Consider the following 25,465-nt stretch of genomic DNA (forward strand, 5'->3'; position numbering starts at 1 on the left):
ATAACTCCATGAAGGCAGGACCGCCGGTGCGGCTAAACCACCTGTTCGCTGTTGCGGGCAACGCGGACCAGGATCCTGTAGGTCGTTCCGTCGGGCTCGAAGCCGCCGCGCCATTGATGGCCGCGTTTTTCAAGTTCGGGAAACAGGAACATCGGCTCGCGGCACAGAAGCGCGGACAGGACCTGGCCGTGCTGCATGGCCTCGATTGCAGCCAGGATCCGCACCATCGGCTCGGGCGGTTCCAGTTCCCGGTTGTCGAGATGCCGATCGGGTTCAGGCCAGTCGGTGGCATCACTGCTGGCGGCCGGGGGAGCAGGCATGGCCGGTGTTGCCGTTTGCGAGGGCGTAAACCGTACCTCCCAGTCGCCATCGGCCAACTCGGTTGCCTCGTGGGTGAATCCCTTCGAGCCCAGCACATGAAACAGCGGCACCGGTTCGAAGGTTGCCAGGAGGCGCAAGCCCTGGTCAGGGGCGAGTGCGCTGACTGCCTGCATGATCTGTTCGAACGGCTCGCCTCCGTCCCTCAGGGTCGGGCGGACGTCGAGATCGACGAATGTCGTGGTCATTGGTTTCACTCCTGTGGGTTCAGATCGAAGTTGGGCGGGAGAGCAGCAGATGCGGTCTTGGCACTGCAGCCGGTCCAGCGGAGCGGGAAGCCACGTCCGAGAGAAGACGAATCCGGACCAGTTCGCTGACAATCCCGATCGTGGCTGCGAGCATCAGTGCTGCGGCAATACGAAAGACGGTGGTCTGACCGGTCAGAAGAATGGCCGTACCACTCCAGACGGCGAGGAAATAAAGCCTGAACCATTTTCGCGCACGGGTCTCGACCACAAGATCCTGCACCCTGGGAGCAGCCATCTTGCCCAGCACGGGACCGTAGCATTCAAGCCATGTCAGGAACGCCACGATCTTGTAGAGCTTGGCGAGCCCGAGGCCCGAGAGCCACCCGAAGACGAGAACAAACACCACAGCGCCAATGCCATCCTCCAGCCGACCGAGGATGGCCAGCCCGATTGCCAGGGCAATGGCGGCTGCGAGTGAAGCCAGCGCATAGATTGCCATGCGGCTGTTGAGCTCGATGGTGCGGCGCTTGCGTGCGCGATAAAGATGCAGGATGTCAGCGCCGTAGAGGGCAAGCGAAGCCAGCCCGAGAAGGCTGCCGGCGAGAAGCGGAATGAACAGGCTTGCCCCGCTCAGGATCGCGCCAATCCCGATCGCAACGACAACCGCCAAGGCCGCACCGGCAAGTGCAAGGACAAGCTTCGGCCGTGTTCCGTCAAGTTCCGGGGCGAGCATGAACATGGCAAGCAGCCGGTAACTCACGCCGATGGCGGTCAAGGTCAGCCATCCGCCGATGCCGGCCGCGACATGCAAGGGAAGCGCCGCCCCCGCGATGGCGAGCATGGGGTCTGAACTTGTCTGCTGGCCCAGAACGAGGGCAAAAATCACCCCGAACGCAACCGTCAGCGCAAGCGAGATCAGCCCGGTGGCGACAAAGCGTGCGGGCAGCGGCAGCGGCCTCGCCGGCCACAAGGTGCATCCGAGGTTCCACAGCACCAGCATGAACCCGGCGCTCAGGACGATCCCGGCTGCCGGCAACAGCGATGGCAGATCGGCAAGCCTGCCGGAAAGCTGCAGAAAGCCTGCAAGCAGCAAGCCGAGACCGGCAAGCAGCAGCAAAAGGGCAGGCAACGGCAATGTGTCGCTGTAAAGCCGCCGCGCGATCAGCACCGGCGCAAACTGGAAAAGCGCGCCGCACATCAGCAGGCTGAGCCAGCCGATGGTGATCACATGCACCAGTACCAGCGTTTCGGGCGCGCGCAGGTCTGCGGCCGGGTAACCGAAACCGGTCAGCATCAGCGCCTCGCCGGCAATCAGCGCTGAGAGGGCGGCAAAGAAATAGGACATCGTCCAGCGGGACAGGGTGACACCAGGCATCATGTTTTCCTCCACAATGACGCCGGGCTGGCCCGGCGTCATTGCGTCAGCCGTCAGGCGGCCTGTTCGATCTTGCCGATTTCGACGCGCCAGGCCTCTGGCCCCTGTTCGCGGTAGATCCAGGAAAACTGGCCGGGATACTCGGCTTCGAGCTGGTAGTAGAGCGGCTTGGGGTCGTGATCGTTGATCAACTCGAACGCCTTGCCCGGCTCGAGAGCGTGGACAAGCTGGAAGATCTTCGCGTGACGTTGTGCGGGGACGAGACTGCGCAAGTCTACGGCTTCGGTCGTGTCGGTCATTTCCGGTTTCCTTCTGTTCAAGATCCATCACGCCGGCACAGCAAGTCATTTCCGAGCCCTTGGAGACGAGGCGTTTGCGCCTGTGTGCGTGGGCCGGGGCCGGTTGCGCCGGTGGTCTTTTCGGCCGGTGGGTTTCCTGTCGCTTTGACCGTGTGCAATTTTCCCATTTAAAGATACATTGTCAATATATCTTTTATGAGTTAGATATCGACCCATGGATTTCGGGCGGCTGCTGAACACTGATGCTCTTGGAGAAAACAGGCCCGACAAGTTGATGGAGCACACGATGAGCATGATGCAATCCGGACCGGTTGAAGCCTTCGACGGTACTGAGTGTGGTGCCGGGTTGCATCCGGCCGTCGGCACCGGCTTCAGTTTCGATGCGGATGCAAACCCAGGTGGCGGAGACATTGTGCCGCAGCAAGCGGTGGTGGACCCCGCTGCTCTTGTCAGCGCCCTGGTTGCGGCGTTCCGGGCGCACAGCCACATCAACAATGTGATGACCCATGTTTCCGGTGCCCGCTGGGATGAGATTGAACGTGCCTTGCACATCATTCTGGATATCGCGGCCGTACCTGCCGGCCTGTCGCGACTGGAGGCCAATATCGTTGATCTGCTGTGTGCAGAGCGCGGCGTGACCGGACGCATCTTCAAGCCGTATTTCGAAACGCTGCTCGCCAGATTTCTGCCGGCTGTCCCGGCTGGACACCTGCAAGCCCACGTCTTGTCACTCCACCAGGCCGCTCAAATATATGAAGAGGATAATCCCGGCGTGGTCCGGATTGCCACCAAGACGGGAGAGGTCCGGTGAGACTTATCAGGTGCGCTGCCGGAACCGGCGTCTGCCGCCCGCAGTCCGGGCCTGATGTGGATTTCGACAACGATAGCGCGCAGCCACAGCTTGATCCCTCCGAGGCGGTTTTCATGGCGCTGAACACAGGTTTTTGCCGCGATATCGGCGTCATGGCGATGATGCTGGAAGGATTGCGGGACGCAAGCAAAGGCGAAGCGGAAGGAGAATTGCGATGAAACACGCGAGAGATGCACTTTACATGGCTTCCAACGGGATTGTGCAGCCCATCGGGCCCGGGACGGATGAGGAATGGGCGATCTTTGAATCGCTGGTCCGTGATGAATACAATCGGCTGCATCCGGACGACACGTTTGAAGACCTGAAGCGGCGGGCCCGGTTCTCGAAGGAGGACCAGGGTTTGCTGCGTGACTGGATGGCGCTCGCCGCCCACCGCGCTGCGGCAGCGGTTTGATGAGATGACGCAAACCCGAAACACCGATGTTGATGAAGGAAAGCAAGTCATGACAGACACGCAGGAAAAGCGAGATCCAAACAAACCGTTGATCCATGAGACACGCGACATCGATACGGACAACACGCTGTTGCCGATGCTGGTCACCGGGCTTGTTCTGGTGGTGCTCGGCGCAATCATCGTCATGATGTTCGTGTGAGTGGTGCCTTGGCACAGCCCGATCGATCCGGGTATGGGGTCGTAAATATTGCCCGTGCCATGTTCGCGGCGCCGCCGCTGCGATATGCAGTGGATCATCGATACCGGGGAATCTCATGAAGCTGACCACTTTTTCCGACTATGCATTGCGCGTTCTGATGTACGCGGGAGCCGCTGGTGACAGGCTGGTGACGATCGAGGAAACCGCCCGGGTCTACAGGATCTCGCAGGCCCACCTGATGAAAGTCGTCAACGTGCTGACCAATGCCGGCTATCTGCGCGCCGTGCGGGGGCGCTCCGGCGGGTTCACGCTGGCCCGTCGTCCTGAAGAGATCAATCTCGGTGCGGTTCTCCGGGCAACGGAGACGGATTTTGCTTTGGTGGAGTGCTTCACCCCGACCAACGAGTGCCTGATCTCAAGCCGGTGCCGGCTGCCCAAGCTGCTCAACAAGGCACTTGCCGCCTTTATCTCCACATTCGACGACTACACGCTGGCCGACATCATGCTTTCGGAACAGGATTTCGCGCTGTCGGTGCCGCCCACGGCCAAAAGTGATGGCCTGTCATCATCAACACGATCCGACTAGCGCCAATCCCGGCCCCCGTGTCATTCGTCGGTGACGATGATGTCCATGGGGATGTTGTGCGACAGGGGATGAATTGTCGGAATCCGGCTTTCTGCATAGCCGACCCCAATGACAACCGGCCGCGTCTTCATTGTTGCCCGTGTCTTGTCGAAAACGCTGCCAGCGTAGCTCAGACGGTAATTTTCCTCATCGAACCCGATGACCGGTGCAACCACCACATTGGGCTGCACCGCTGGTCCGCCGGCGGGAACTATTATGTTCCATATGCCCCGGTCGAGCCGGTCTCCGGGTGACCAGATGCGGAACTCCAGAGGCCAGCCTTTCTTGATGACCACGGGCAGCGCGATCTGTCCGCCGCGTGCAATGATGCTTGCCGCCCAATTGCGCAGATCAGGCTCGCCGCGGATTGGCCAGTAACAACTGATTGTCCGCCCGCTGACCTTGCCGATGGCCTGATCCAGCCGGGCAGCGATGCGGTCCGACTTGGCCTTCCTCGCTTCGGCGCTGATGGCGAGACGTGCATCGAGAAGCCGGCGGCGTTCGGCCTTGCGCCAGCGAAGAACATTCGCCCGGCATTCCGGCACCGATGGTGCTTCGTCGGATCCGGAGACGAGTGCAGGCATGAAACCTGGTGGAGATGCATAATCCACCGGCCGATGAGGGAGTTCTTCTTCGTTTCTCATTCCGGGCTCCGGTTCCCGCCGAAGACGAGGGGCGGCGGAATTTTGCAATTCAGAATGCAATCAGAAGAAACGGGAAGGCAAACGGAATTAAATGCTCTATTGATGCAATAATATTGCACTCAAAGGAGGCCGTGATGGACATCGACCGTGCCCGGACATTTCTCGAGATTGTTCATTCAGGCAGCTTTCTCAAGGCGGCAGAGCGGCTGCATGTCACCCAGACCACAGTCAGCGCCCGTATCCGGACGCTTGAGGATGTGCTGGGTCGACAATTGTTCGTCCGCAACCGCAATGGCGCACAGCTGACACCGGCCGGCCGCGAGTTCGAGCGCTATGCCCAGTCATTCGTGCAGATATGGGAACGGGCGCGGCACCAGCTTGCGATCCCGTCGGGCCGCACAAGTGTTGTCGCACTGGGGGGCGAGCTCAGTCTCTGGGATCCGGTGCTGCTGGACTGGCTGGTCTGGATGAAGCAGCGAAAGCCGGAAATCGCCATTCATGCCAATGTCGGTGTGCCTGACCAGCTGCTGGAGCAGCTCCGGACGGGTGTTCTCGATATCGCCGTGCTGTATGCACCGAAACTTTTGCCGGGCTTCAAGGTCGAGTTGCTGGTCGAGGAGCAACTGGTGCTCGTGCGGACCAAACCCAAAGACGGCGAACCGGCTGGTGCGGAAGATTACGTCTATGTCGATTGGGGACCGTTGTTTGCGGCCCAGCACGATGCAAGTTCCAATTCGTTCGGCGAGCCCGGGCTGTTTGTCGGCCTTGGCCCGCTCGGCCTCAACTACATTCTGCGGGCTGGTGGAATGGGCTATTTCCGCCGTGGCGCGGCAGCGCCCCACATTGCATCGGGTGAACTCGAGATTGTCGATGGCGCACCGGAATTCACCTATCCCGCCTATGCTGTTTATCCCGAAGCAAGCGAGGCGAGAGATGACATTCAGGAGGCTCTGCGCGGGTTGAAAGACGTGGTCAGCTGACCGCATCTGCCGCGACGCCCGATACAAACCGGCTGGGTCATCTGTCAGCCCTCACGCTGATTCAGTAGCACGCCGATGACCAGCTCGCGCCCGGCCCGGTTGATCCCGATGCCACGCGGTCTCCGCTCGACAAGGCCGAGCGCAATCAGGCGTTCCGCCATGGATGGTTCGAGTGCGGGGTAGGGACCGCGATTCAACCGCTTGAGCGCAGTCTGCTCGTTGTCGTCCAGATCGCTCCAGGTGACGCTCAAGGCTCTCTCCGGTCTCGGTGATTGGGAATGAACCTTACGATGGACGAGGATCGAGACCATTTCAAACCGAAATACTTGCACCGTAACTGCAATAAATTTCGTTTGGCATTGAGCGGGCCAGGGAGGATTGAGTTGATGCCCGGTGGTCTGTGCCGTCTCGCTGCCGGCGACTTTGAAAATGCTCTGGATTTCAACCGGTCAGCGGTTTGCCCCGGGACTGACTGTCACGCTGCTGTCACGCTCCTGAACGGCCGCGACCGGGGCCTTGCCACTTGTGCGTCACACCGCTTGGGAAACAGGGGGCAGCAAACGGCGGGGTGGTTGCGGCACCAAACGGGCCATTTGCGTCTGGGTCTGATTCTTGGTGAGGGGCCGGAATGGGGCATTGCGTTTGCGCCAATCGTGATCCAGAGAAAAAGGTCGATATGACAAGCAGGAGTGTGATTCAGTTGAGTGCGATTGATGAAAAGCTGCAGCCTATCCTGGCTACCGTCCTCCACCGGAACGCGGGTGAGCCGGAGTTCCATCAGGCCGTTCGCGAAGTGCTGGAAAGTCTTGGGCGCGTCGTTGCGCGGCATCCCGAGTATTCGGATGAAGCGCTGATCGAGCGGATCTGTGAACCGGAACGGCAGATCATTTTCCGGGTTCCGTGGATCGACGATGCCAACCAGGTGCAGATCAATCGCGGATTTCGCGTTCAGTTCAATTCAGCCCTTGGTCCCTACAAGGGCGGGATCCGCTTTCACCCTTCGGTGAATGTCGGGATCATCAAGTTTCTGGGCTTCGAACAGGTGTTCAAGAACGCGCTGACAGGGATGCCAATCGGCGGCGGCAAGGGCGGTTCGGACTTTGATCCGAAAGGCCGTTCGGATCGCGAGATCATGCGGTTTTGTCAATCGTTCATGATCGAATTGCAGCGTCATGTCGGCGAGTATGTTGACGTGCCTGCGGGCGATATCGGCGTAGGTGCGCGCGAGATCGGCTACATGTTCGGCATGTACAAGCGGCTGAACAACCGTTTTGAAGCCGGTGTCCTGACCGGCAAGGGCTTGTCCTATGGTGGCTCGCGGGCTCGGAAAGAAGCGACCGGGTTTGGTCTGGCCTATTTCGTGCAATCTATGCTCGACAAGAAAGGCACCGATTTCGAAGGCAAGCGCTGTGTCGTTTCCGGCTCGGGCAACGTTGCCATCTATGCGATGGAAAAGATCCTGTCGTTTGGCGGCAAGGTCGTCGCCTGTTCGGATTCGGGCGGTTACATCGTCGACGAGAACGGCATCGATCTTGATCTGGTCAAACAGATCAAGGAAGGGCGGCGCGCCCGGATTTCCGAATATGCGGATCTCAAGGGGCAGGGATGCAGCTACATCAAAGGCGGCTCGATCTGGCAGGTGCCATGCAAAATCGCCTTGCCCTGCGCCACCCAGAACGAGCTGACCGGCGCGGATGCAATGGTACTGATCAAGAATGGCGTGCTTGTGGTTGCCGAGGGGGCCAACATGCCCTGTACGCCTGAAGCGGTGCACCTGTTTCGCTCCGAAGGGGTGATGTTCGCGCCCGGCAAAGCCGCCAATGCCGGTGGTGTGGCCACGTCGGCGCTGGAAATGCAGCAGAACGCAAGCCGCGACAGCTGGTCCTTCCAGAAGACGGAAGACAGGCTGGCCGAGATCATGCGGGGCATTCACGAAGCCTGCGACCAGACAGCCGAGGAATACGGCGCGCCGGGGGACTATGTTCTCGGGGCGAATGTCGCGGGCTTCGTGCGTGTGGCGGACGCCATGCAGGCAATGGGCGTGATCTAGGCGGACGGCAAGTCAGGCGCGGGCAGCAGCGGCCCGTGTCACAAGGGCTGTTCGGTTCATGACAATCAAACCCGAAGTTTGATCTCTTCGGTGCAAGCGCAGCCGGGCACTCCCAGGCGAGGGGTGCCCGGAATGCTGTTTGTCTTTTTGCCGGCGCCGAACCCGGAAGGAAATCAGGGTCGTTTCGCTGCCGGTCTCCCTCGTTGAAAAGCACGACAATCTCGGAATGAGGAGCGTTGCGGAAATTCGCGCAATCGCGCCAAATTGAATCTTGCAATCGATTGCAGCAGCTCTTGCAATCGATTGCATAACGTGGAATGTTTGGATCGCACAAATCCTTGGGAGAATAAAATGAAGTTACGTACAGCTATTGCAGCGCTTGCTGCATCCGTAATGTCCATTGCATCCGCAGGTGCCGAAGAGTTCACCATTGGCTTGTCCAACGGCTGGGTCGGGTCGGAGTGGCGGACGCAGATGATTGAAGAGGCAGAGGCCGCGGCCGCGGCCTGGGCCGAGCGCGGTGTAACCGTCAAGGTCGTCGTCCAGAGTGCCAATGTTGATGTGCCGGGGCAGATCGCCCATGTGCGCAACTTCATGAACCAGGGCGTCGATGCGGTCATCATCAATCCCAACAGCCCGACTGCTTTCGATCCGGTGTTTGCCCAGGCAAAGGAATCCGGCATTCTTGTGATTTCAACCGATGCTGAAGTTTCCTCGCCAGACGCGATTTATGTCGGTATCGACCAGCAGGCATGGGCTGAAGCCGGGGCGAAATGGCTGGCCGAGACGCTCGACGGCAAGGGCAAGGTGGTTGCCATCAACGGTGTTGCAGGGCACCCGGCCAACGAAATGCGGGTTGCGGGTTACCGCAAGGTGTTTTCCGAATATCCCGACATCGAAATCGTCAATGAAGTGAACGCGAACTGGGATCAGGCCCAGGGCCAGCAGGCAATGCAGAACCTGCTTGCCACCTATCCCGATATCGATGGTGTCTGGGTGCAGGACGGCATGGCTGCCGGTGCATGGCGTTCCATTCAGGACTCTCCGCAGGCGGGTTCGATTGCCGCGACCGGCGAGATCCGCAAGGACTTTATCGATCTGTGGGTCAAGGAAGGTCTGAACTCGGGCGCTTCCGTCAACCCTCCGGGCGTCATGGCCAGTGCACTCAACGTTGCGGTGCTGATGCTTCAGGGCCGTGAATTGAAGGAACCTGCAACTGCCGGTCAGTACAACAATGCAATGTACCTGCCGATTCCGTTCATCGATGCGTCCAACGTCCAGGACGTGGCGGTTGAGCTTGAGGGCAAGCCGGGCTTCTACTCCTACACAAGCTCGCTGAGCATCGATGAGGCCGAAGCGCTGTTCAAGTAACATCGATCGAAAATCTTGCCGGCCCTTTCGGGGCCGGCTCTCTCTTCAATCAGATCAGGGTGGATGTCATGCCGAGACTTAGTCTTGAGGGTGTGAGCAAGCGCTATGGAGCCACCGTCGCTCTGCGCCGGGGTGATCTGGATCTCGTGCCCGGCGAAGTGCATGTGCTGATGGGATCCAACGGATCCGGCAAGAGTACCCTGAGCAAAATTATCGCCGGCAGCGTGAACCCCGATGGCGGCCTGATCAAATATGATGGCTCCGCCGTCACAATCCCGAGCCCGCAGGCGGCGCGAGATCTTGGCATCGCCGTGTTCTATCAGGAACTGAGCCTGGCCGCCCACCGAAGCGTGGTCGAGAACATCTGTCTCTCGAGGCTCGGCAAGAGCCGGGGCGTGTTTCGCAACCGGGCCGAAATGGCTGCGATGGCAGAGCCGTTCATTGCGCCTTTCCAGAGTGTTCTGGGGGATGGCTTCGGGTTGGATGTTCCGGTGGGGCGTTTGCGCGCGGATCAGCGGCAACTGGTTGAAATCATCAAGACCCTGGCTGCCGATCCCGACATTCTCATTTTCGATGAGCCGACATCGGCTCTCGACCGCGCACAGGTGGATTGCTTCATGGCGGTCCTGCGCGAGCTCAAGGCCAACGGCAAGAGCATCATTTTCATCTCTCACCGCATGGACGAGATATTCGAGATCGGTGACCGGGTGACGATCATTCGCGATGGCGAGACGGTCAGCACCTCAGCCTTGGCGGACACCACCATGGAGGCGATCTTGCGCACCATGACGGGGGAGGAAGCCTCCGCTGCTGCAACGGCAGACACAGCCGTGGCGCGGGTGCAATCAAAAGGCGGGCCGGCAAAGCTCAAGGTTGCAAACCTTGTGGCGCCCGGAGTGGACAATGTCTCGTTCGATCTGGCTGCCGGTGAAATCGTCGGTTTCGGCGGCCTGCATGGCCAGGGGCAATCGGCGGTGCTCCGGGCAATATTCGGCGTATCCCAATTCCGTTCCGGCGACATCGAGGTTGGAACCGCCAAGCTGCGGGGGAAATCCCCGCGTGCAGCTATTCACGACGGGTTGGCCTACGTGTCCGGCGATCGTGCCCGTGACGGGGTGATCGAGGGCCGCTCGATCCTCGAGAATACCGTGCCCATCTATGCGCTCAGAAAGCGGCTGTTCATCACTTCGCCGCGCACCCTTGGCGAAAAGGCGAAAGCGGCACTCGAGAAGCTGCAGACAAAATACCAAAGCCTCGCGCATCCCATCAATTCGCTGTCGGGCGGCAATCAGCAAAAGGTCATCGTCTCGCGCTGGTTGATGGCGCCGCCGCAAGTCATGCTGCTGGATGACCCCAGCAAGGGAATCGATATCGCATCAAAGACGGAGCTGTTCCGGGTGCTGCGGGAGCTGGCTTCCGAGGGCATGGCGATCCTGCTCTACTCGTCCGAGGATGCGGAGTTGCTGGAGCATTCAGACCGGGTGCTGGTGTTCAACAACGGACGCATCGTGCGTGAGCTGCGCGGCGACGAGCGGACACGCTACCATCTCTACCAAGCAGCCTACGAGGCAGCATGATGACCTTGCCCATGCAGACAAGTTTCACGCAGCGATCGATTTTCGAACGTTTTCCATTCATCCCGGCGCTGGGGATCCTGGCGGTGTTGCTGATCCTCAATGGCCTGGCCGAGCCGAACAGCCTTTCGTTCCGCGCCATCACCGGGCTGACCAAAACCTACCTGGCTTTGATGTTCCTCGCAGTAGCGCAGTCTTTCGTGGTGTTCTCGTCGGACATTGACCTGTCGGTCGGTGCCATCCTGTCGCTGGTCAATGTCAGTGTCGTCGTCATGATCGACCAGCTGGGCGGCGGGCCCGCCGCGGTGCTGTTTGCCTGCTTCGCCGGCATTCTGGTCGGCGTCCTGTGCGGTATCTTCAACGGGATCGTGGTTGTCGCGCTTCGGCTGCAGCCCATCGTCGCCACCTTTGCGACCGGGATCCTGTTTACCGGAATTGCCTTGTGGGTGTTGCCGGTCGCCGGCATGCCCGTGCCGCAATCGTTCTGGCGGACATATGGCGGCAGGATTCTTGACATCCCGTTCGTGTTCTACGTCGTTGCCCTCCTGGGCCTGCTGATCTGGCTTGCGGTCAGAACCCGGTTCATCATTCAATTGATGGCGGTGGGAGACAACCGCCTTGCCGCCTACCAATCCGGGCTGCCGGTAACGCGCATCAGGATCATGGCCTTTGCGATCTGCGGCCTGTTCTCGGCAGTGGCGGCGCTCTGTATCATCGGCGACACTGCGAGTGGCGATCCGGTCGTCGGCAATGCCATGACGCTCTACAGTGTTGCCGCGGTGGTGCTTGGCGGGACAGCGCTGTCCGGCGGGTCCGGATCGATGCTGGGATCGGCCATCGGCGCCCTGATCATCGGCCTGATCAATTCGTTCGTATTCTTTGTCGGCGTGTCGTCTGAATGGCAGAATTTTGCCCAAGGCATTGCCGTGCTGCTGGCGCTCATGGCGGGCGTGCTGGTTACGCGGAGGATCAGCAAATGAAAATCTCGACCAATGTCGTGGCCGAAATTGCCAAAACCCCGCTGGTCGTAGCACTCGGTCTGATCGTGGCCTTGCTGGTGCTGGGCGAGCTGTTGTCACCCGGGTTTGCATCGCTATCCCAGATCATGCGGCTGCTGATCGTCGCGTCCATTCTTGGTGTGGTCGCGGCCGGGCAGAACCTGGTCATACTTGGCGGGCGAGAGGGAATTGATCTCTCCGTGGGCGGGGTCGTGTCGCTGAGTGCTGTGGTTGCAGGCAACATGATGCAGGGCAGCGATGCCGGGATCATTCCGGCCATCATCGCCTGCCTGGCAACCGGGGCGTTTTTCGGCCTGCTCAACGGTCTCGGGGTCACTCTTCTTCGCATTCCTCCGCTGATCATGACCCTGGGCATGCTGGGTGTTTTGCAGGGACTTCTTGTGGTGGTTCGCAATGGCATTCCCTCCGGGCTTGCTGCTCCGGGACTGGCGCACTTTGTCACCCAGCCGCTGATGTTCGGTGTTCCGGGGATGATCTGGCTGTGGGGTGCAATCGGCGTGCTGATGGCAGCCATGCTGAAGCGGACGCTGTTTGGCTATCGGGTCTATGCGATTGGCTCGAACGAGAATGCCGCCCGGATGGCAGGTGTCCCGGCTGATCTCATCCGCGTCTGCCTGTTCATGTTCTCGGGCATGTTTGCCGCCGTGGCGGGCTTTTGCATCCTGGGCTATTCCGGCTCGTCGTTTTCCAATGTGGGTGCGCAATACATGTTGTCGTCCATCATCGCGGTCGTGCTGGGCGGCACCTCGCTGTCGGGCGGAAAAGGCGGATATACCGGCACCATGGCCGGTGCGACATTGCTTGTGCTGCTGCAGAGCATATTGACCACGTTGAACATCGAGGAGGCAGGTCGCCAGTTCGCATTTGGCGCGACGCTGCTTGTCCTGATGCTGTTTTACGGCCGTGGCAAGGCTCTGAGAGGATGAACAAGCCAACGCGTCCAAGTCTCAAGGATATTGCGCAGCGGGCCGGTGTTTCGACCGCGACCGCGTCGCGTGCGTTAAGCGGGTCCGACCTGATTGCAGAAGCGACGGTCGACCGCATCCGGGCCGTCGCCGATGCGTGCGGCTATCGTCCGAATGTCAGGGCGCGCAACTTTCGAGCCCAGAAAACCATGGCGGTGCTGATTGTTGTCCGTGACATCAGCAACTCGTTTTATCTCGAGGTCTTCAAGGGCGTCGAGCGTGTTGCGCGGCAAGCCGGCTATTCGGTGCTGATGGCAAACACCGAGGGCGATATCGAGCGCGAAGCTGAGTATTTCGAGATGCTCAGAGATGGTCTTGCGGACGGCATGATCCTGATGACGGGTGTCGTCCCGGAGGCTGTTCAGCGCCGCCGCGACGCGTGCGAGAATGTTGTCGTGGCGCTGGAAATGATCGAGGATTTCAGCGGGCCGCAGATCCTGATCGACAACGAGGCGTCTGCACAGGCCGCCGTCAATCACCTGCTTGCGCTGGGCCATACCCGTATTGCCCATATTGCGGGTCCGATTCCTGAAGGCATGAGCGTTCGCAGGCGGGCGGGGTATCGCCTTGCCATGCAGCAGGCCGGGCTTGAAATTCCCGATGAATACGAATGCCACGGCGAATTCAACATGCAGAGCGGTGAGCGGTGCGCCCGCGCCCTGCTGGATTGCAAACATCCGCCAACAGCGATTTTCGCTGCAAGTGATGAAATTGCCTTCGGGGCTATTCGCCACGCCCATCAGCGTGGGCTTAAGACCCCGCAGGACTTGTCCGTCATTGGCTTCGACAACATCGCTTTCAGTGAAGCCTTCCTGCCATCCCTGACAACCATCAGCCAGCCGCGGCTGGATATCGGCGAACGCGCCATGTCGGTCTTGCTGGATGTCATGAATGGCAAGGCCGCACCCGGCGACCCGACTATCCTGCCGACCGAACTTATCGTTCGTGAATCGACCGCAGTTCCCAATCCTGACCACAATTGACTGAAGAAAGAGGCCTGACCGTGAGCAATCCAGCCAAAAAGACTCTCAATATCGGCATTATTGGTACCGGGTTTATCGCCGAGTTCCATCTGCGTTCCATGCTGGGAGTGCGAAACATTTCAGTTGCCGGCGTCTACAGCCGCAGCGAGGAAAACCGTGCCCGGTTTTCAAAGCTTGCGACCGATCTCGAACTCGGACCGTGCAAGCCATTTGCGACGCTCGAGGCCATGCTGCAGGATGACACGATTGACGCGGTCTGGATCCTTTCGCCCAACCACACACGTCTCGACATCATGCGCACCATCCATGCCGAGGTGACCGCCAAGCGTTCCAAGGTGTTTGCTGTTGCCTGCGAGAAGCCGCTGGCACGCACCATTGGCGAGGCACGGGAAATGCTGCAACTGGCTGAAACCGCCGGGCTGAACCACGGCTATCTTGAAAACCAGGTCTTTTGCACGCCGGTTCTGCGGGGCAAGGAAATCATCTGGCGCCGTGCGGCCTCGACGACTGGGCGGCCTTACCTCGCCCGCGCCGCCGAAGAACATTCCGGCCCGCACGCGCCATGGTTCTGGCAGGGCGACAAGCAGGGCGGCGGAGTGCTCTCGGACATGATGTGCCACAGTGTCGAAGTTGCACGTCACCTGTTGACCGAGCCTGGTGCGGAGCGCAAATCCCTGCGCGTCAAATCTGTCAACGGGACCGTGGCCAACCTCAAGTGGACACGCCCCAAATATGCGACCCAACTGGCAGAGCGGTACGGCAAGGGCGTCGACTACCGGAACCGGCCATCCGAGGATTTTGCCCGTGGCACGATCCTGCTTGAAGACGAGCAGGGCAACGAACTGGTGATCGAGGCCACCACGTCCTGGGCCTATGTCGGCGCCGGGTTGCGTATCCAGCTGGAACTGCTTGGCCCTGAATACTCCATGGAGTTCAATTCACTCTCCACCGGTTTGAAGGTGTTCATGTCCCGCGAGGTCACCGGCGCGGAAGGTGAAGACCTGGTCGAGAAGCAAAATGCCGAGCAGGGGCTGATGCCGGTGCTGGAAGATGAGGCAGGCATCTATGGCTATACCGATGAAAACCGGCACATGACCGAATGCTTCCGCAAGGGTCAAACGCCGGCCGAAACGTTCCATGATGGGCTGGCTGTCGTCGAGATCCTGATGGGTCTCTACCGTTCGGCCGAAATCGGCCAAAATGTGAACTTTCCGACCGCTGATCTCGACGACTACGTGCCGCTGGTTGCACGGGCCGCAAGCCCGCAAGACTGAAGGCAGCCCCTAAACCGACAGGCACATTGTTGATGAACATGATATCTGGAATGACCCGGATGAAGGCGGAGATTCTGTCTGTTCCCTCCGTCGTGGCGGGGCAGATCGATACATCGCTGGCGGCCTATCTGGCGCTTGGCGAGCGGTTGGCCACACTTGACCCAAATCTGGTGGTTACAAGCGCGCGCGGCAGCTCCGATCATGCCGCGACTTACTTCAAGTACCTTGTGGAGATGCGGCTGGGTGTCCCGGTCGCATCGGTCGGGCCGTCGGTATCATCGGTCTACGGGACCAGGTGGAAGCTGGAGAAAACGCCGGTCATGGCGATTTCCCAGTCCGGTGGCAGTGATGACCTGCGGCTTTTCATGGAAGCTGCAAGGCAGTCTGGCGCAGTTGGCATTTCGCTGACCAACGATAAAAACTCCCCTCTGGCCAAGGCTACGGACACCGTGCTCGACATGTCGGCCGGCCCTGAACTGGCGGTTGCGGCGACAAAAACCTACATCGCATCCCTGGTGGCCCTGGCTGCGGTTGTCGCCGGATGGTCGGGAGATCAGTCGATGGTGGAGGCCTTGCGCCGTCTGCCGGATGATCTTGGAAAGGCATTGGAATGCAAGTGGACTGCGGCACTTGAGACATTCCAGGCTCCCGGCAATGTTTTCGTGACAGCGCGCGGTCCGGGGCTGGGTATTGCCGACGAAGCCGCTCTCAAGCTGAAGGAAACCTGCCTGAAGCCGGCGGAGGCGTTCAGTGCTGCCGAATTGATTCATGGGCCATTGGCGCTGTCGGGGAAAACCATGACCGCGCTGGCATTCCTCAGCGACGATGAAGGCCGGGCGGGCACCGAGAATGCAGTAGCGCGGCTGCGCGAAACGGGCTCGATCGTGTTCACGGTCGATAGCAGGAACACCGGTGGGCAGGTGTTGCCAAGTGTGAAAACCGGGCACTGCCTGCTCGATCCGGTTGCCCAGATACTGAGCTTCTACCTGTTCGTCGAAGAGCTGTCGGTCAGTCTGGGGCTGAACCCGGATGCGCCGCAACATCTCAACAAAGTCACGGTCACGCGATGATTGTGCGCGTCTGTGATCTGGGCGGGACCCACTGCCGCATAGGCCAGTATGTCGATGGTCATCTGGATGCTGCGTCCGTGGCCCGTTTCGAGAACAGCGATCATGCCTCCTTCACGGCATTGATGAGGCACTACCATGAACGCTCCGGCATAGCGCCTGCCGAAAGAATGGTTATCGCGCTGGCCGCGCCAGTGACGGGTGATGTCGTCGCGCTGACAAACCTGGACTGGACCATCGACCGCGATGAAATCAGCCGGGCAACCGGGGTGCCGGACGTCTTCCTGATCAACGATTTCGAGGCGCTGGGCCATGCGTTGTCCTCGCCGCAATCGTTGGAACTGCGCAGCCTCAATGAAGGCAACAGCGCCACCGGCAACGGCACCAAACTCATTCTGGGAGCGGGGACCGGGTTCAATTGCGCGGCGCGCCTGTCGAACGGATCCGTGGTTTGCTGCGAGGCCGGGCATTCCACCTTTGTCGCCGAAACGGATTTTGATCGCGCCCTGCAGCGCTGGTTTACACAAGAATACGGCCGCTGCTCGTTTGATCGCGTTCTCTCCGGGTCTGGGCTGGGCGCGATCTATCAAACAGTGTGCAGGCTTGAGAACCAGACGCCAATTCACGCAACCAGCCATCAGATTATTCCTGCCGCGCTTGAACAAGGCGACATCCTTGCCGTGCGCGCCTGTCATGAGTTTGTCCGCATTCTGGGCCGCGCGGCAGGGGATCTGGCGCTGGTCTTCCTGGCAACCGGCGGCGTCTATGTCACCGGCGGTGTTGCCCGTGGATTGGACGCGTTCATGTCCGGTCCGGAAAGCCGGTTCTTGAGCGCATTCAAGGCCAAGGGCCGCATGGCCGAGACAATGGCTGCTGTCCCGGTGAAGCTTGTCCTCGATGACAACACCGCATTGCGCGGTTGCCTGGAATGGCAAAAAACGACCGGAAACGTAACCCACTGAGCGTGGAGCGCGGCTTGGCAACAGCTCATGCCTTGCATCACCGGCAATCTGTTTTCCGGCCTGCCGGACCGAATGGTCAGGTGACCCGATTGCGCAGTCGCCGGCGTTTGCCGAATTGTTCCCGGAAGCTTGCGAATTGACGATCGTCAATCCGCCACCCTGCATCTCCTGTCATTCCTTTCTCAATGCCTGAAGTCACCTGTTCATTTGCCGGTGAGGAGGGACGCTTTGATTTGAAAGGAGACACACGATGGCTACCGATCTGGAAACAACAGACAGCCTCGGGGGAGACAGCAAGAGCCGGTTTCCCACTGCCTATACAATCCTGTTCGCGTTGATTGTTGTGATGGCGGCGCTGACTTGGTTCATGCCCGCTGGTGAATATACCCAGGCGATGAACGAGGCCTTGGGCAAGGACGCTCCGGTTCCGGGAACCTACCACGTGGTTGACCCCAAGCCGCAGGGGCTGATCGACGTGCTGCTGGCGCCAATCGCCGGCTTCTATGATCCTTCGGAATATACTGCCAACGCGATTGATGTGTCGCTGTTCGTGCTGGTGATCGGTGGCTTTCTCGGTGTCGTCAATGCGACAGGCGCCGTCAACAGAGGTATTGAACGGGCCATTGTCGGGCTGAAAGGCCGCGAGAAGTGGATGATCCCGGTCCTGATGGCGCTTTTCGCGCTGGGCGGTACCACCTATGGCATGGCCGAGGAGACGCTGGCCTTTTACCCGCTGTTGATCCCGGTGATGATTGCGGCGGGCTATGATGCGGTCACTGCCGTGGCAATCATCATGCTGGGCGCCGGTGTCGGTGTGCTTGGTTCGACAATCAACCCGTTTTCGACCGCCATCGCTTCAAACGCGGCCGGAATTCCCTTCACGCAAGGCATGGCGTTGCGTTTCGTCATTCTCGGCCTGAGCTGGCTGGCGACCGTACTCTTCGTGATGCGATATGCCGAGCGGGTCCGCAAGGATCCACAGCGCTCGGTCGTGGCGGACAGAAAGGCGTCGAATGAGGCCTATTTCCTCAAGGATCGTGACGTCACCCGCGCCACGGGATTCACCGGCAGGCAGAAACTGATCCTGCTCGTCTTCGCAGCCACTTTCGTGGTGATGATCTGGGGCGTGTCCTCGCAGGGCTGGTGGATGGCAGAAATGTCGGCGCTGTTCCTGGGATCTTCCATCGTGATCGGTTTTATCGGCTGGATGGGGGAAAAGGCCATGACGACTGCCTTCGTCGATGGTGCACGTGACCTTTTGGGTGTCGCCCTGGTTATCGGGCTGGCGCGCGGCATCGTCGTGATCATGGACAATGGCATGATCACGGCCACGATCCTCAATTACTTCGAGGGCAAGATCACAGGCATGTCGGATATTGCCTATGTGAACGCCATGTTTGGAACCGAAGCGTTGCTGAGCTTCGTGGTGCCGTCGACCTCCGGGCTTGCCGTGTTGTCGATGCCGATTCTGGCCCCATTGTCGGATTTTGCGGGCGTAGGCCGTGATCTCGCCGTTACCGCCTTCCAGACAGCCATCGGCATCACCAATCTCATCGCCCCGACCTATGCGGTGGTGGTTGGCGGACTGGCGATCGGCCGGGTTCCCTATGACAAATGGCTCGTTTTCATCTGGCCGCTGTTGCTGATCCTGGTGGTGCTGTCCTGCGCTGCAATCAGCATTGCCGCACTCGTTTAGGTCTTGGAAAGGTGAACAAAATGACGGATCAAGCTCTCGGAGTTCACTCCGAAACCGGTAAACTGCGCCAGGTCATCGTCTGCCGTCCTGGCCTGGCCCATCGCCGCCTGACCCCTGCGAATTGTCAGGAGTTGCTGTTTGACGATGTGTTCTGGGTCAAGCAGGCGCAGAAGGATCACGATGTCTTTGCCGCCACGATGCGCGACGAAGGCGTCGAGGTCCTGGACGTCAACGATTTGCTGGCCGAAACGCTGAATATCGGGAAAGGCCGCGACTGGGTGCTGGACCACCGGATCGTGCCTGACCAGATCGGCGTCGGCATGATGGCCGAGTTGCGCAGCTGGATGGATGAGCTGCCCGGCGCCAAGCTGGCGGAATACCTGCTCGGAGGCCTGGCGGTCAGTGATGTGCCGTTCAAGTTGACCGGCCTGTTCGGCAGCTATCTCGGGTCCCACGGCTTTATCCTGCCGCCGCTGCCCAACGCGCTGTTTACCCGTGACAATTCGGCATGGATCTATGGCGGCGTGTCGGTCAACCCGATGCACTGGGCGGCCCGGCGCCCCGAGACCCTGCTGAATACGGCGATCTACAAGTTCCACCCGAAATTTGCGGGCAAGACAACGATCCACTGGGGCGATCCGACCATCGATCACGGGCTTGCAACCGTGGAAGGTGGCGACATCATGCCTGTCGGCAATGGTACGGTGCTTGTCGGTATGGGCGAACGGTCATCGCCGCAAGGGGTCGGGCAACTGGCCGAGGCGCTTTTCGAGACTGGCGCAGCACAACGGGTTCTGGCTTTCGCCATTCCGAAGTCACGTGCGGCAATGCATCTCGATACCGTCTTTACCCTGTGTGGTGGCGATGTGGTCACGACCTTCAAGGAGGTCGCCGACGAACTGGTCTGCTACGATATCCGCCCTGGCGCCGGATCGGCACCGCTGCAATTCAGTCACGATCCGCGACCGATCTTCGACATCGTCGCCGAGGTGCTTGGCTACAAGAAGCTGCAAATCGTGCCGACCGGTGGTGATACCGAGGAAGAGCGTTCGCGCGAACAGTGGAACGACGGCAACAACGTGCTTGCCCTGCGGCCCGGCGTCGTCATCGGCTATGACCGCAACGATGACACCAATGCCGCGCTGAAGGCGGCGGGTATCGAGGTGCTGGCTATTCCCGGTGCCGAGCTTGGGCGCGGCCGTGGCGGTGGCCACTGCATGAGCTGCCCGACCATACGTGATGCTGTCTGACCTGAAAGGTTACGCAAATGGCTTACAATCTGAAAAACCGGCATTTTCTCACCTTGCGGGATTTTGCACCGCGTGAAATTGCCTTCCTGCTCAAACTCGCGGCCGATCTGAAGGTAGCGAAATACACCGGCACGGAAGTGCCGAAGCTTCAGGGCAAGGACATTGCGTTGATCTTCGAGAAGGACAGCACCCGGACCCGCGTCGGCTTCGAGGTCGCTGCCTACGATCAGGGCGCGCGTGTCACCTACCTGGGGCCGACGGGATCGCATATCGGTCACAAGGAATCGGTCAAGGATACCGCCCGGGTTCTGGGGCGGATCTATGACGGCATCGAGTATCGCGGCTTTGGCCAGGACGTCGTCAACCAATTGGCGCAATATTCCGGCGTGCCGGTCTATAACGGGCTGACCAACGAGTTCCACCCGACCCAGATCCTCGCTGATTTCATGACCATGCAGGAGCATGTGGACAAGCCGTTGCATCGCGTGGCCTACGCCTTCCTTGGCGACGCGGGCAACAACATGGGCGACAGCCTGCTGATCGGCGGCGTCAAGATGGGCATGGATGTCCGCCTATGCGCACCAAAAGCCTGCTGGCCGACCGATGCCATCATCGCCGAAGCCGAGGCGATTGCCGCCGATACCGGTGCGCGCATGATGATCACGGAGGACGTCGATGATGCCGTCAGGGATGTGGATTTCATCTACACCGATGTCTGGGTGTCGATGGGCGAGCCCAAGGAAAAGTGGGCCGAGCGGATCAAGCTGCTGAAACCCTACCAGGTGACGGCAGACGTGATGGCCAGGAGCGGCAATCCGCGGGTTTGCTTCATGCATTGCCTGCCGTCGTTTCATAACACGGAGACCACCGTCGGGGCCGAGATCAAGGCGGAGTTCGGTCTGGATGCGATGGAGGTGACCGAAGAGGTGTTCGAAAGCGAGGCCTCTATCGTTTTCGATCAGGCGGAAAACAGGATGCACACCATCAAGGCGGTTCTTGTCGCCACCTTGGGGGCGTGAGATGCTGGTTGTCGCAGCCGTGGGCGGCAACGCGCTTCTGCAACGGGGCCAGCCCCTGACCGCCGAGGCGCAGCGTGCCAATGTCAAGACGGCGGCAGACGCGCTGGCCGGAATCGTGCGCGCCGGACACCGGTTGATCATCACCCATGGCAATGGTCCGCAGGTGGGCCTGCTGGCGTTGCAGGGCGCTGCCTACAAGCCCGACGAGGCCTATCCGCTGGATGTCCTCGGGGCCGAAACCGAAGGCATGATCGGTTACCTGATCGAGCAGGAGCTGGAGAATGCGCTTGGCCACGAACACGCGGTCGCAACGCTTTTGACCCAGGTGATCGTGGATGCCCACGATCCGGCCTTCGCAGCGCCAACCAAATTCGTCGGACCTGTCTATTCCAGGCAGGAGGCAGAGGCGCGGGCCGGTGCTGCGGGTTGGAAAATCGCGCAGGACGGAGATTATTGGCGGCGCGTGGTTGCGTCTCCGAAGCCCCTGGAAATTCCGGATCTGGGCGTCTTGCGCTTGCTGCTGGATCAGGACGTGATCGTGATTTGTACAGGTGGCGGGGGCATCCCGGTGCTGCGCAAACCGGATGGCAGCCTGATCGGGGTTGAGGCGGTGATAGACAAGGATGCCGCCAGTGCGCTTCTGGCCGCCGATATTGGCGCGGATGCCTTGTTGCTGTTGACCGATGTCAATGCGGTTTACCAGAATTTTGGTACAGATGCTGCCACGCCGCTTGACCGGCTGACACCGGATGAGGCGCGTGCGCTTGATATGCCAAAGGGGTCGATGGGGCCAAAGTTGCGCGCTGCCAGCGATTTTGCGGATCGTGGTGGTGTTTCGGCGATTGGCCGGCTGGCCGATGCAATGTCCATCCTTGATGGCACGGCTGGCACCCGTGTGTTAAAGGAGATCTGAGGTACCCAGATGAGCGCTACGGCCCTTCTAAATCCTGACACAGAGACTGAAGGACGCATAGCTGCCATTCGCGGAGGCGTTGTCGATGTGGCGTTCGAGGGAACGGTCCCCAACATTCACGATCTGCTTTACGCCGGTGAGGTCGCGCTGGAAGTTGCCGGCCTGATCGGCCACGGCATGGTGCGGGCCATGGCGCTTGCGCCGGTGCGCGGGCTTGGCCTTGGCATGACGGTCAAGGCGACCGGCGGGCCGATCATGGTTCCGGTGGGGGACGCTGTCCTGGGCCGGATGCTGGATGTTTTCGGTGCGCCAATCGATGGCCGTCCCGACCCGGTGGTGAGCGAACGCCGCTCCATTCACCAACCGCCGCCGAAGCTGAGCGATCGCGTGCTGCACTCGAAGATTCTCGAGACAGGGATCAAGGCCATCGATCTGCTGTCGCCGATTGAGCGCGGCGGCAAGACCGGGCTGTTTGGTGGCGCCGGCGTCGGCAAGACCGTTCTGATCACCGAGCTGATCAACAACACGGTGCAGCACCACAAGGGGGTGAGCCTGTTTTGCGGGATCGGTGAACGGTCGCGCGAGGCGGAGGAGCTGTACCGCGAGATGGGCGAGGCGGGCGTGCGTGACAAGACGGTGATGCTTTTCGGCCAGATGAACGAAGCGCCCGGCGTGCGGTTTCTGGTGGGCAACACTGCCTTGACGATGGCCGAGTATTTCCGTGAGGACAAAGGCCAGGACGTTCTGCTGCTGATCGATAACATCTTCCGCTTTGTTCAGGCTGGCTCCGAGGTGTCGGGGCTGATGGGGCGCATGCCTTCGCGTGTCGGATACCAGCCGACCTTGGCCACGGAGCTTGCCGGGCTGGAAGAACGCATCACCTCGACCAAACGTGGCGCGATCACGTCGATCCAGGCCGTGTATGTGCCCGCCGACGATTTTACGGACCCGGCCGCGGCACATATCTTCTCGCATCTTTCGGCCTCGGTGGTGTTGTCGCGCAAGCGGGCGAGCGAGGGGCTCTATCCGGCGGTCGATCCGCTGGCGTCGGCCTCGGTGATGCTGACGCCTTCGGTGGTCGGACAGCGGCACTATGACATCGCCCGTGCAGTGCGCAGGACACTGGCCGAGTACGAGGAATTGCGCGATATCATCGCCATGCTCGGACTCGAGGAGCTGTCGGCGACTGACCGGGCCACGGTGGCGCGGGCGCGGCGGTTGGAGCGGTTCCTGACGCAGCCTTTTTTCACGACGGGCTCCTTCAGCGGCATGGAAGGCAAGATGGTGCCGATTGCCGATACGCTGAACGGCTGCGAGACGATTCTCGAGCAAACCCAGTTCGATCTTCCCGAAAGCGCCTATTACATGATCGGGGGGCTGGATGACCTGGAGGCCAAGTCATGAGCATGGCGTCGGACATGAATGTCATCCTGCGCCTGCCCAACCGGACGCTTTTCGAGGGGCGGGCGACGCGCGTGACGGCGGTTGCGCCCAATGGTGCGTTCGGTATCTTGCCGAACCACGTTGATTTTGTCACCGCGCTGGTGCCGTCCGTGATGACGTTGAGCCTTGTCGATGGATCCGAGGAAATCTTCGGTCTCGACGAAGGCCTTCTGGTCAAGAAGGGGCACGACGTCTCGGTTGCGGCGCTGCGCGGTGTGCATGGTGATGATCTTGACAGTCTGCAGGACACCGTGGAGGCAAGCTTCATTCAGATGGACGAGGACGAGCGTCAGGCGCGCTCTGCGCTGTCGCGGCTGGAAGCGGACATGGTCCGGCGTTTTGCAGAACTGCGGAGACCGCAGCAATGACGCAAAAACCTGACAAGCCCACCGAAGAGATCGGCCGCCATGCCAAGCGGATGAAATCGACGCGTGAAAATCCGGGTCCGAGCCCGCTCATGGGCATCAGTACCTTCGGGATGATCGGCTGGTCGGTCGCAGTGCCGACGGTCGGTGGTGCGCTTCTGGGGATCTGGCTCGACCGTGTGGCGCCGCAAAGCTTTTCATGGACCATCAGCCTGATCCTGGGCGGCGTCGTTCTCGGCGCATTCATCGCCGGGATGTGGATGAGCAAGGAAGGAGGGCGCAAATGATAGATATCGACTGGACCGCCGCGATGCTGGGATTCGGCATTGGCACGGTGATGGGGGTCGTCTTTTTCGTTGGCCTGGCCGTTGGCATTCGGCGCGCATTGCGCACCAAAACCCCGATTGGAATCCTGACACTAAGCGCTGCGGTGCGCCTTGCGGCCTTCCTCGGCGTTGGCTGGGTCGTCGTCAGTCAGGGTGGACCGTGGGCCGGTCTCGGCTATGGCATCGCGTTCCTGGTCGTCCGGTTGGTGGCCACGACACTTGCCCGCAGCGAAGCCGTTACGGGAGACGCGTCATGAACCTGTCGCCCGACCAGACCATCATGTTCGAGATCTGGGGTATCCCGATCAATGCGACCATCTTCTACACCTGGGTGGTGATGGCGGTGCTGACGCTGGTGTCGATGCTGATTACCCGGAACCTGCGGCCGGATGTGCCGCCCAACCGCTGGCGGACGATGCTGGAAGTCATCGTGCAGGGCATTCAGGGGCAGATCCAGGAAATTGCGCCGGGTCCTTCGCGGCACCTGCTCTATTTCTCGGGAACCCTGTTCCTCTACGTCGCCATGTCGAACCTGCTGCTGGTCGTTCCGGGGTTTGAGCCTCCGACGTCGTCCCTGTCGACGACGACCGCGCTGGCGCTCTCCGTTGTGCTTGCCGTGCCGCTGTTCGGCATTGTCAGCCGGGGGCTGCGCGGCTACCTCAAAACCTATCTGGAGCCTTCATTCATAATGCTCCCCTTCAATATCATTTCGGAATTCACACGGGCGATATCGCTGGCGATGCGGCTTTACGGCAACATCATGAGCGGAGCCGTGATCGGGATTATCCTGCTCAGCGTGGTGCCGTTCTTCTTTCCCGTGGTGATGGACTTGCTGGGCCTTCTGACCGGGATGATCCAAGCCTACATCTTTGCAATTCTGGCGACGGTCTACATCTCCGCCGCCACCGCTCCTCAAAAATCCTTGCAGCCTGAAAGGGATACCCCATGACAGACCTTGGCATCATTGCCGCAATCTCGATCTTTACAGCCGGGCTGACCGTGTCGTTCGGCGCCATCGGTCCGGCGCTGGGTGAAGGGCGCACCGCCGCCACAGCGCTGAGCGCGATCGCGCAGCAGCCGGATGCCGCCTCGACGATTTCGCGGACACTGTTCGTCAGCCTGGCGATGATCGAGTCGACCGCGATCTATTGTTTCGTCGTCGCCATGATCCTGATCTTTGCCAACCCTTTCTGGACCGCGGCCCTGGAAGCGGCAAAAGTCGCAGGCAACTGACC

General features: G+C 60.4%; 30 protein-coding genes. 25 read left to right on the forward strand and 5 right to left on the reverse strand.

Features of this window, described 5'->3' with window-relative positions:
* Positions 1–32 precede the first annotated feature (32 nt).
* Genes WNY80_RS07635 through WNY80_RS07645 form a run of 3 tightly spaced genes read right to left on the reverse strand, consistent with a single transcriptional unit; the run spans position 33 to position 2,240 of the window.
* Positions 33–566, reverse strand: a complete 534-nt coding sequence (locus WNY80_RS07635) for a DUF2249 domain-containing protein (RefSeq protein ID WP_342886747.1) — start codon at positions 564–566, stop codon at positions 33–35.
* Between the two features lie 19 nt (positions 567–585).
* Entirely contained in the window at positions 586–1,944 is a 1,359-nt protein-coding gene (locus WNY80_RS07640) for a hypothetical protein (protein ID WP_342886748.1), read from the reverse strand.
* Between the two features lie 50 nt (positions 1,945–1,994).
* Positions 1,995–2,240 carry a DUF2249 domain-containing protein gene (locus WNY80_RS07645; RefSeq protein ID WP_342886749.1) on the reverse strand — a complete coding sequence of 82 codons (246 nt, stop codon included), beginning with the start codon at positions 2,238–2,240 and terminating at the stop codon, positions 1,995–1,997.
* Positions 2,241–2,454: 214 nt separating this feature from the next.
* Here WNY80_RS07645 and WNY80_RS07650 point away from each other — a divergent pair, with 214 nt between their 5' ends.
* From WNY80_RS07650 to WNY80_RS07670, 5 genes are all read left to right on the forward strand, one after another.
* Entirely contained in the window at positions 2,455–3,051 is a 597-nt protein-coding gene (locus WNY80_RS07650) for a hypothetical protein (protein ID WP_342886750.1), read from the forward strand.
* 56 nt (positions 3,052–3,107) lie between these two features.
* Complete coding sequence (locus WNY80_RS07655) at positions 3,108–3,269, forward strand: hypothetical protein (RefSeq protein WP_342886751.1); 162 nt, start codon at positions 3,108–3,110, stop codon at positions 3,267–3,269.
* Positions 3,266–3,505, forward strand: a complete 240-nt coding sequence (locus tag WNY80_RS07660) for a hypothetical protein (RefSeq protein WP_342886752.1) — start codon at positions 3,266–3,268, stop codon at positions 3,503–3,505. Before WNY80_RS07655 ends, WNY80_RS07660 begins: the two co-directional genes overlap by 4 nt.
* Positions 3,506–3,554: 49 nt before the next feature.
* Positions 3,555–3,704: a hypothetical protein gene (locus WNY80_RS07665; protein ID WP_342886753.1), complete on the forward strand. Its 150-nt coding sequence runs from the start codon at positions 3,555–3,557 to the stop codon at positions 3,702–3,704.
* A gap of 115 nt (positions 3,705–3,819) precedes the next feature.
* Positions 3,820–4,290 (forward strand): Rrf2 family transcriptional regulator, encoded by a 471-nt coding sequence (locus tag WNY80_RS07670; protein ID WP_342886754.1) that lies wholly within the window; start codon positions 3,820–3,822, stop codon positions 4,288–4,290.
* A 20-nt stretch (positions 4,291–4,310) separates the two neighbouring features.
* On the opposite strand, the gene WNY80_RS07675 is transcribed toward WNY80_RS07670, so the two are convergent.
* On the reverse strand, positions 4,311–4,973 hold the full coding sequence (locus WNY80_RS07675) for a 5-formyltetrahydrofolate cyclo-ligase (protein WP_342886755.1): 663 nt from the start codon (positions 4,971–4,973) through the stop codon (positions 4,311–4,313).
* 134 nt (positions 4,974–5,107) lie between these two features.
* On the opposite strand from WNY80_RS07675, the gene WNY80_RS07680 reads away from it, so the two are divergent.
* On the forward strand, positions 5,108–5,953 hold the full coding sequence (locus tag WNY80_RS07680) for a LysR family transcriptional regulator (RefSeq protein WP_342886756.1): 846 nt from the start codon (positions 5,108–5,110) through the stop codon (positions 5,951–5,953).
* A 44-nt stretch (positions 5,954–5,997) separates the two neighbouring features.
* Here WNY80_RS07680 and WNY80_RS07685 read toward each other — a convergent pair whose 3' ends face one another.
* Positions 5,998–6,204 carry a hypothetical protein gene (locus WNY80_RS07685; RefSeq protein ID WP_342886757.1) on the reverse strand — a complete coding sequence of 69 codons (207 nt, stop codon included), beginning with the start codon at positions 6,202–6,204 and terminating at the stop codon, positions 5,998–6,000.
* Between the two features lie 425 nt (positions 6,205–6,629).
* On the opposite strand from WNY80_RS07685, the gene gdhA reads away from it, so the two are divergent.
* The 19 genes from gdhA (at position 6,630) to WNY80_RS07780 (ending at position 25,463) form a co-directional block, all read left to right on the forward strand.
* Positions 6,630–8,003 carry an NADP-specific glutamate dehydrogenase gene (gdhA, locus tag WNY80_RS07690; RefSeq protein ID WP_342886758.1) on the forward strand — a complete coding sequence of 458 codons (1,374 nt, stop codon included), beginning with the start codon at positions 6,630–6,632 and terminating at the stop codon, positions 8,001–8,003.
* Between the two features lie 351 nt (positions 8,004–8,354).
* Entirely contained in the window at positions 8,355–9,374 is a 1,020-nt protein-coding gene (locus WNY80_RS07695) for a substrate-binding domain-containing protein (protein ID WP_342886759.1), read from the forward strand.
* A gap of 68 nt (positions 9,375–9,442) precedes the next feature.
* On the forward strand, positions 9,443–10,951 hold the full coding sequence (locus WNY80_RS07700; RefSeq protein WP_342886760.1) for a sugar ABC transporter ATP-binding protein: 1,509 nt from the start codon (positions 9,443–9,445) through the stop codon (positions 10,949–10,951).
* Positions 10,951–11,928: an ABC transporter permease gene (locus WNY80_RS07705; protein ID WP_342886943.1), complete on the forward strand. Its 978-nt coding sequence runs from the start codon at positions 10,951–10,953 to the stop codon at positions 11,926–11,928. The genes WNY80_RS07700 and WNY80_RS07705 overlap by 1 nt, the downstream gene beginning before the upstream one ends.
* Positions 11,925–12,893 (forward strand): ABC transporter permease, encoded by a 969-nt coding sequence (locus WNY80_RS07710; protein ID WP_342886761.1) that lies wholly within the window; start codon positions 11,925–11,927, stop codon positions 12,891–12,893. Before WNY80_RS07705 ends, WNY80_RS07710 begins: the two co-directional genes overlap by 4 nt.
* The gene (locus WNY80_RS07715) at positions 12,890–13,915 is read left to right on the forward strand and encodes a LacI family DNA-binding transcriptional regulator (RefSeq protein ID WP_342886762.1); all 1,026 of its coding nucleotides are present in this window, start codon (positions 12,890–12,892) and stop codon (positions 13,913–13,915) included. The genes WNY80_RS07710 and WNY80_RS07715 overlap by 4 nt, the downstream gene beginning before the upstream one ends.
* Before the next feature lie 20 nt (positions 13,916–13,935).
* Entirely contained in the window at positions 13,936–15,189 is a 1,254-nt protein-coding gene (locus tag WNY80_RS07720; RefSeq protein ID WP_342886763.1) for a Gfo/Idh/MocA family oxidoreductase, read from the forward strand.
* A gap of 32 nt (positions 15,190–15,221) precedes the next feature.
* A complete protein-coding gene (locus WNY80_RS07725; RefSeq protein ID WP_342886764.1) occupies positions 15,222–16,259 on the forward strand; it encodes an SIS domain-containing protein in 1,038 nt (345 codons plus the stop codon).
* Positions 16,256–17,218, forward strand: a complete 963-nt coding sequence (locus WNY80_RS07730) for a glucokinase (protein WP_342886765.1) — start codon at positions 16,256–16,258, stop codon at positions 17,216–17,218. Before WNY80_RS07725 ends, WNY80_RS07730 begins: the two co-directional genes overlap by 4 nt.
* 250 nt (positions 17,219–17,468) lie before the next feature.
* The gene (locus WNY80_RS07735) at positions 17,469–18,914 is read left to right on the forward strand and encodes a YfcC family protein (RefSeq protein WP_342886766.1); all 1,446 of its coding nucleotides are present in this window, start codon (positions 17,469–17,471) and stop codon (positions 18,912–18,914) included.
* Between the two features lie 20 nt (positions 18,915–18,934).
* On the forward strand, positions 18,935–20,164 hold the full coding sequence (locus WNY80_RS07740) for an arginine deiminase (RefSeq protein WP_342886767.1): 1,230 nt from the start codon (positions 18,935–18,937) through the stop codon (positions 20,162–20,164).
* A gap of 17 nt (positions 20,165–20,181) precedes the next feature.
* On the forward strand, positions 20,182–21,183 hold the full coding sequence (argF, locus tag WNY80_RS07745) for an ornithine carbamoyltransferase (RefSeq protein WP_342886768.1): 1,002 nt from the start codon (positions 20,182–20,184) through the stop codon (positions 21,181–21,183).
* 1 nt (position 21,184) lies between these two features.
* On the forward strand, positions 21,185–22,096 hold the full coding sequence (gene arcC / locus WNY80_RS07750; RefSeq protein ID WP_342886769.1) for a carbamate kinase: 912 nt from the start codon (positions 21,185–21,187) through the stop codon (positions 22,094–22,096).
* Positions 22,097–22,105: 9 nt separating this feature from the next.
* On the forward strand, positions 22,106–23,500 hold the full coding sequence (gene atpD, locus WNY80_RS07755; protein WP_342886770.1) for a F0F1 ATP synthase subunit beta: 1,395 nt from the start codon (positions 22,106–22,108) through the stop codon (positions 23,498–23,500).
* Entirely contained in the window at positions 23,497–23,907 is a 411-nt protein-coding gene (locus WNY80_RS07760; RefSeq protein ID WP_342886771.1) for an ATPase, read from the forward strand. The genes atpD and WNY80_RS07760 overlap by 4 nt, the downstream gene beginning before the upstream one ends.
* Positions 23,904–24,191, forward strand: a complete 288-nt coding sequence (locus tag WNY80_RS07765; protein ID WP_342886772.1) for an AtpZ/AtpI family protein — start codon at positions 23,904–23,906, stop codon at positions 24,189–24,191. Before WNY80_RS07760 ends, WNY80_RS07765 begins: the two co-directional genes overlap by 4 nt.
* The gene (locus WNY80_RS07770; protein ID WP_342886773.1) at positions 24,188–24,487 is read left to right on the forward strand and encodes an ATP synthase subunit I; all 300 of its coding nucleotides are present in this window, start codon (positions 24,188–24,190) and stop codon (positions 24,485–24,487) included. The genes WNY80_RS07765 and WNY80_RS07770 overlap by 4 nt, the downstream gene beginning before the upstream one ends.
* Positions 24,484–25,179 carry a F0F1 ATP synthase subunit A gene (locus tag WNY80_RS07775; RefSeq protein ID WP_342886774.1) on the forward strand — a complete coding sequence of 232 codons (696 nt, stop codon included), beginning with the start codon at positions 24,484–24,486 and terminating at the stop codon, positions 25,177–25,179. Before WNY80_RS07770 ends, WNY80_RS07775 begins: the two co-directional genes overlap by 4 nt.
* A complete protein-coding gene (locus WNY80_RS07780) occupies positions 25,176–25,463 on the forward strand; it encodes a F0F1 ATP synthase subunit C (RefSeq protein ID WP_047028518.1) in 288 nt (95 codons plus the stop codon). Before WNY80_RS07775 ends, WNY80_RS07780 begins: the two co-directional genes overlap by 4 nt.
* The last annotated feature ends 2 nt before the right edge of the window (positions 25,464–25,465 follow it).

The organism is Hoeflea sp. AS16, assembly GCF_038900095.1.
Taxonomy (GTDB): Bacteria; Pseudomonadota; Alphaproteobacteria; order Rhizobiales; family Rhizobiaceae; genus Hoeflea.

Coding starts and splice junctions, on each gene's coding strand:
- WNY80_RS07635 (WP_342886747.1), bottom strand. CDS start 566: ATGACCACGACATTCGTCGATCTCGACGTCCGCCCGACCCTGAGGGAC.
- WNY80_RS07640 (WP_342886748.1), bottom strand. CDS start 1,944: ATGATGCCTGGTGTCACCCTGTCCCGCTGGACGATGTCCTATTTCTTT.
- WNY80_RS07645 (WP_342886749.1), bottom strand. CDS start 2,240: ATGACCGACACGACCGAAGCCGTAGACTTGCGCAGTCTCGTCCCCGCA.
- WNY80_RS07650 (WP_342886750.1), top strand. CDS start 2,455: ATGGATTTCGGGCGGCTGCTGAACACTGATGCTCTTGGAGAAAACAGG.
- WNY80_RS07660 (WP_342886752.1), top strand. CDS start 3,266: ATGAAACACGCGAGAGATGCACTTTACATGGCTTCCAACGGGATTGTG.
- WNY80_RS07665 (WP_342886753.1), top strand. CDS start 3,555: ATGACAGACACGCAGGAAAAGCGAGATCCAAACAAACCGTTGATCCAT.
- WNY80_RS07670 (WP_342886754.1), top strand. CDS start 3,820: ATGAAGCTGACCACTTTTTCCGACTATGCATTGCGCGTTCTGATGTAC.
- WNY80_RS07675 (WP_342886755.1), bottom strand. CDS start 4,973: ATGAGAAACGAAGAAGAACTCCCTCATCGGCCGGTGGATTATGCATCT.
- WNY80_RS07680 (WP_342886756.1), top strand. CDS start 5,108: ATGGACATCGACCGTGCCCGGACATTTCTCGAGATTGTTCATTCAGGC.
- gdhA (WP_342886758.1), top strand. CDS start 6,630: ATGACAAGCAGGAGTGTGATTCAGTTGAGTGCGATTGATGAAAAGCTG.
- WNY80_RS07695 (WP_342886759.1), top strand. CDS start 8,355: ATGAAGTTACGTACAGCTATTGCAGCGCTTGCTGCATCCGTAATGTCC.
- WNY80_RS07700 (WP_342886760.1), top strand. CDS start 9,443: ATGCCGAGACTTAGTCTTGAGGGTGTGAGCAAGCGCTATGGAGCCACC.
- WNY80_RS07705 (WP_342886943.1), top strand. CDS start 10,951: ATGACCTTGCCCATGCAGACAAGTTTCACGCAGCGATCGATTTTCGAA.
- WNY80_RS07710 (WP_342886761.1), top strand. CDS start 11,925: ATGAAAATCTCGACCAATGTCGTGGCCGAAATTGCCAAAACCCCGCTG.
- WNY80_RS07715 (WP_342886762.1), top strand. CDS start 12,890: ATGAACAAGCCAACGCGTCCAAGTCTCAAGGATATTGCGCAGCGGGCC.
- WNY80_RS07725 (WP_342886764.1), top strand. CDS start 15,222: ATGAACATGATATCTGGAATGACCCGGATGAAGGCGGAGATTCTGTCT.
- WNY80_RS07730 (WP_342886765.1), top strand. CDS start 16,256: ATGATTGTGCGCGTCTGTGATCTGGGCGGGACCCACTGCCGCATAGGC.
- WNY80_RS07735 (WP_342886766.1), top strand. CDS start 17,469: ATGGCTACCGATCTGGAAACAACAGACAGCCTCGGGGGAGACAGCAAG.
- WNY80_RS07740 (WP_342886767.1), top strand. CDS start 18,935: ATGACGGATCAAGCTCTCGGAGTTCACTCCGAAACCGGTAAACTGCGC.
- argF (WP_342886768.1), top strand. CDS start 20,182: ATGGCTTACAATCTGAAAAACCGGCATTTTCTCACCTTGCGGGATTTT.
- arcC (WP_342886769.1), top strand. CDS start 21,185: ATGCTGGTTGTCGCAGCCGTGGGCGGCAACGCGCTTCTGCAACGGGGC.
- atpD (WP_342886770.1), top strand. CDS start 22,106: ATGAGCGCTACGGCCCTTCTAAATCCTGACACAGAGACTGAAGGACGC.
- WNY80_RS07760 (WP_342886771.1), top strand. CDS start 23,497: ATGAGCATGGCGTCGGACATGAATGTCATCCTGCGCCTGCCCAACCGG.
- WNY80_RS07765 (WP_342886772.1), top strand. CDS start 23,904: ATGACGCAAAAACCTGACAAGCCCACCGAAGAGATCGGCCGCCATGCC.
- WNY80_RS07770 (WP_342886773.1), top strand. CDS start 24,188: ATGATAGATATCGACTGGACCGCCGCGATGCTGGGATTCGGCATTGGC.
- WNY80_RS07775 (WP_342886774.1), top strand. CDS start 24,484: ATGAACCTGTCGCCCGACCAGACCATCATGTTCGAGATCTGGGGTATC.
- WNY80_RS07780 (WP_047028518.1), top strand. CDS start 25,176: ATGACAGACCTTGGCATCATTGCCGCAATCTCGATCTTTACAGCCGGG.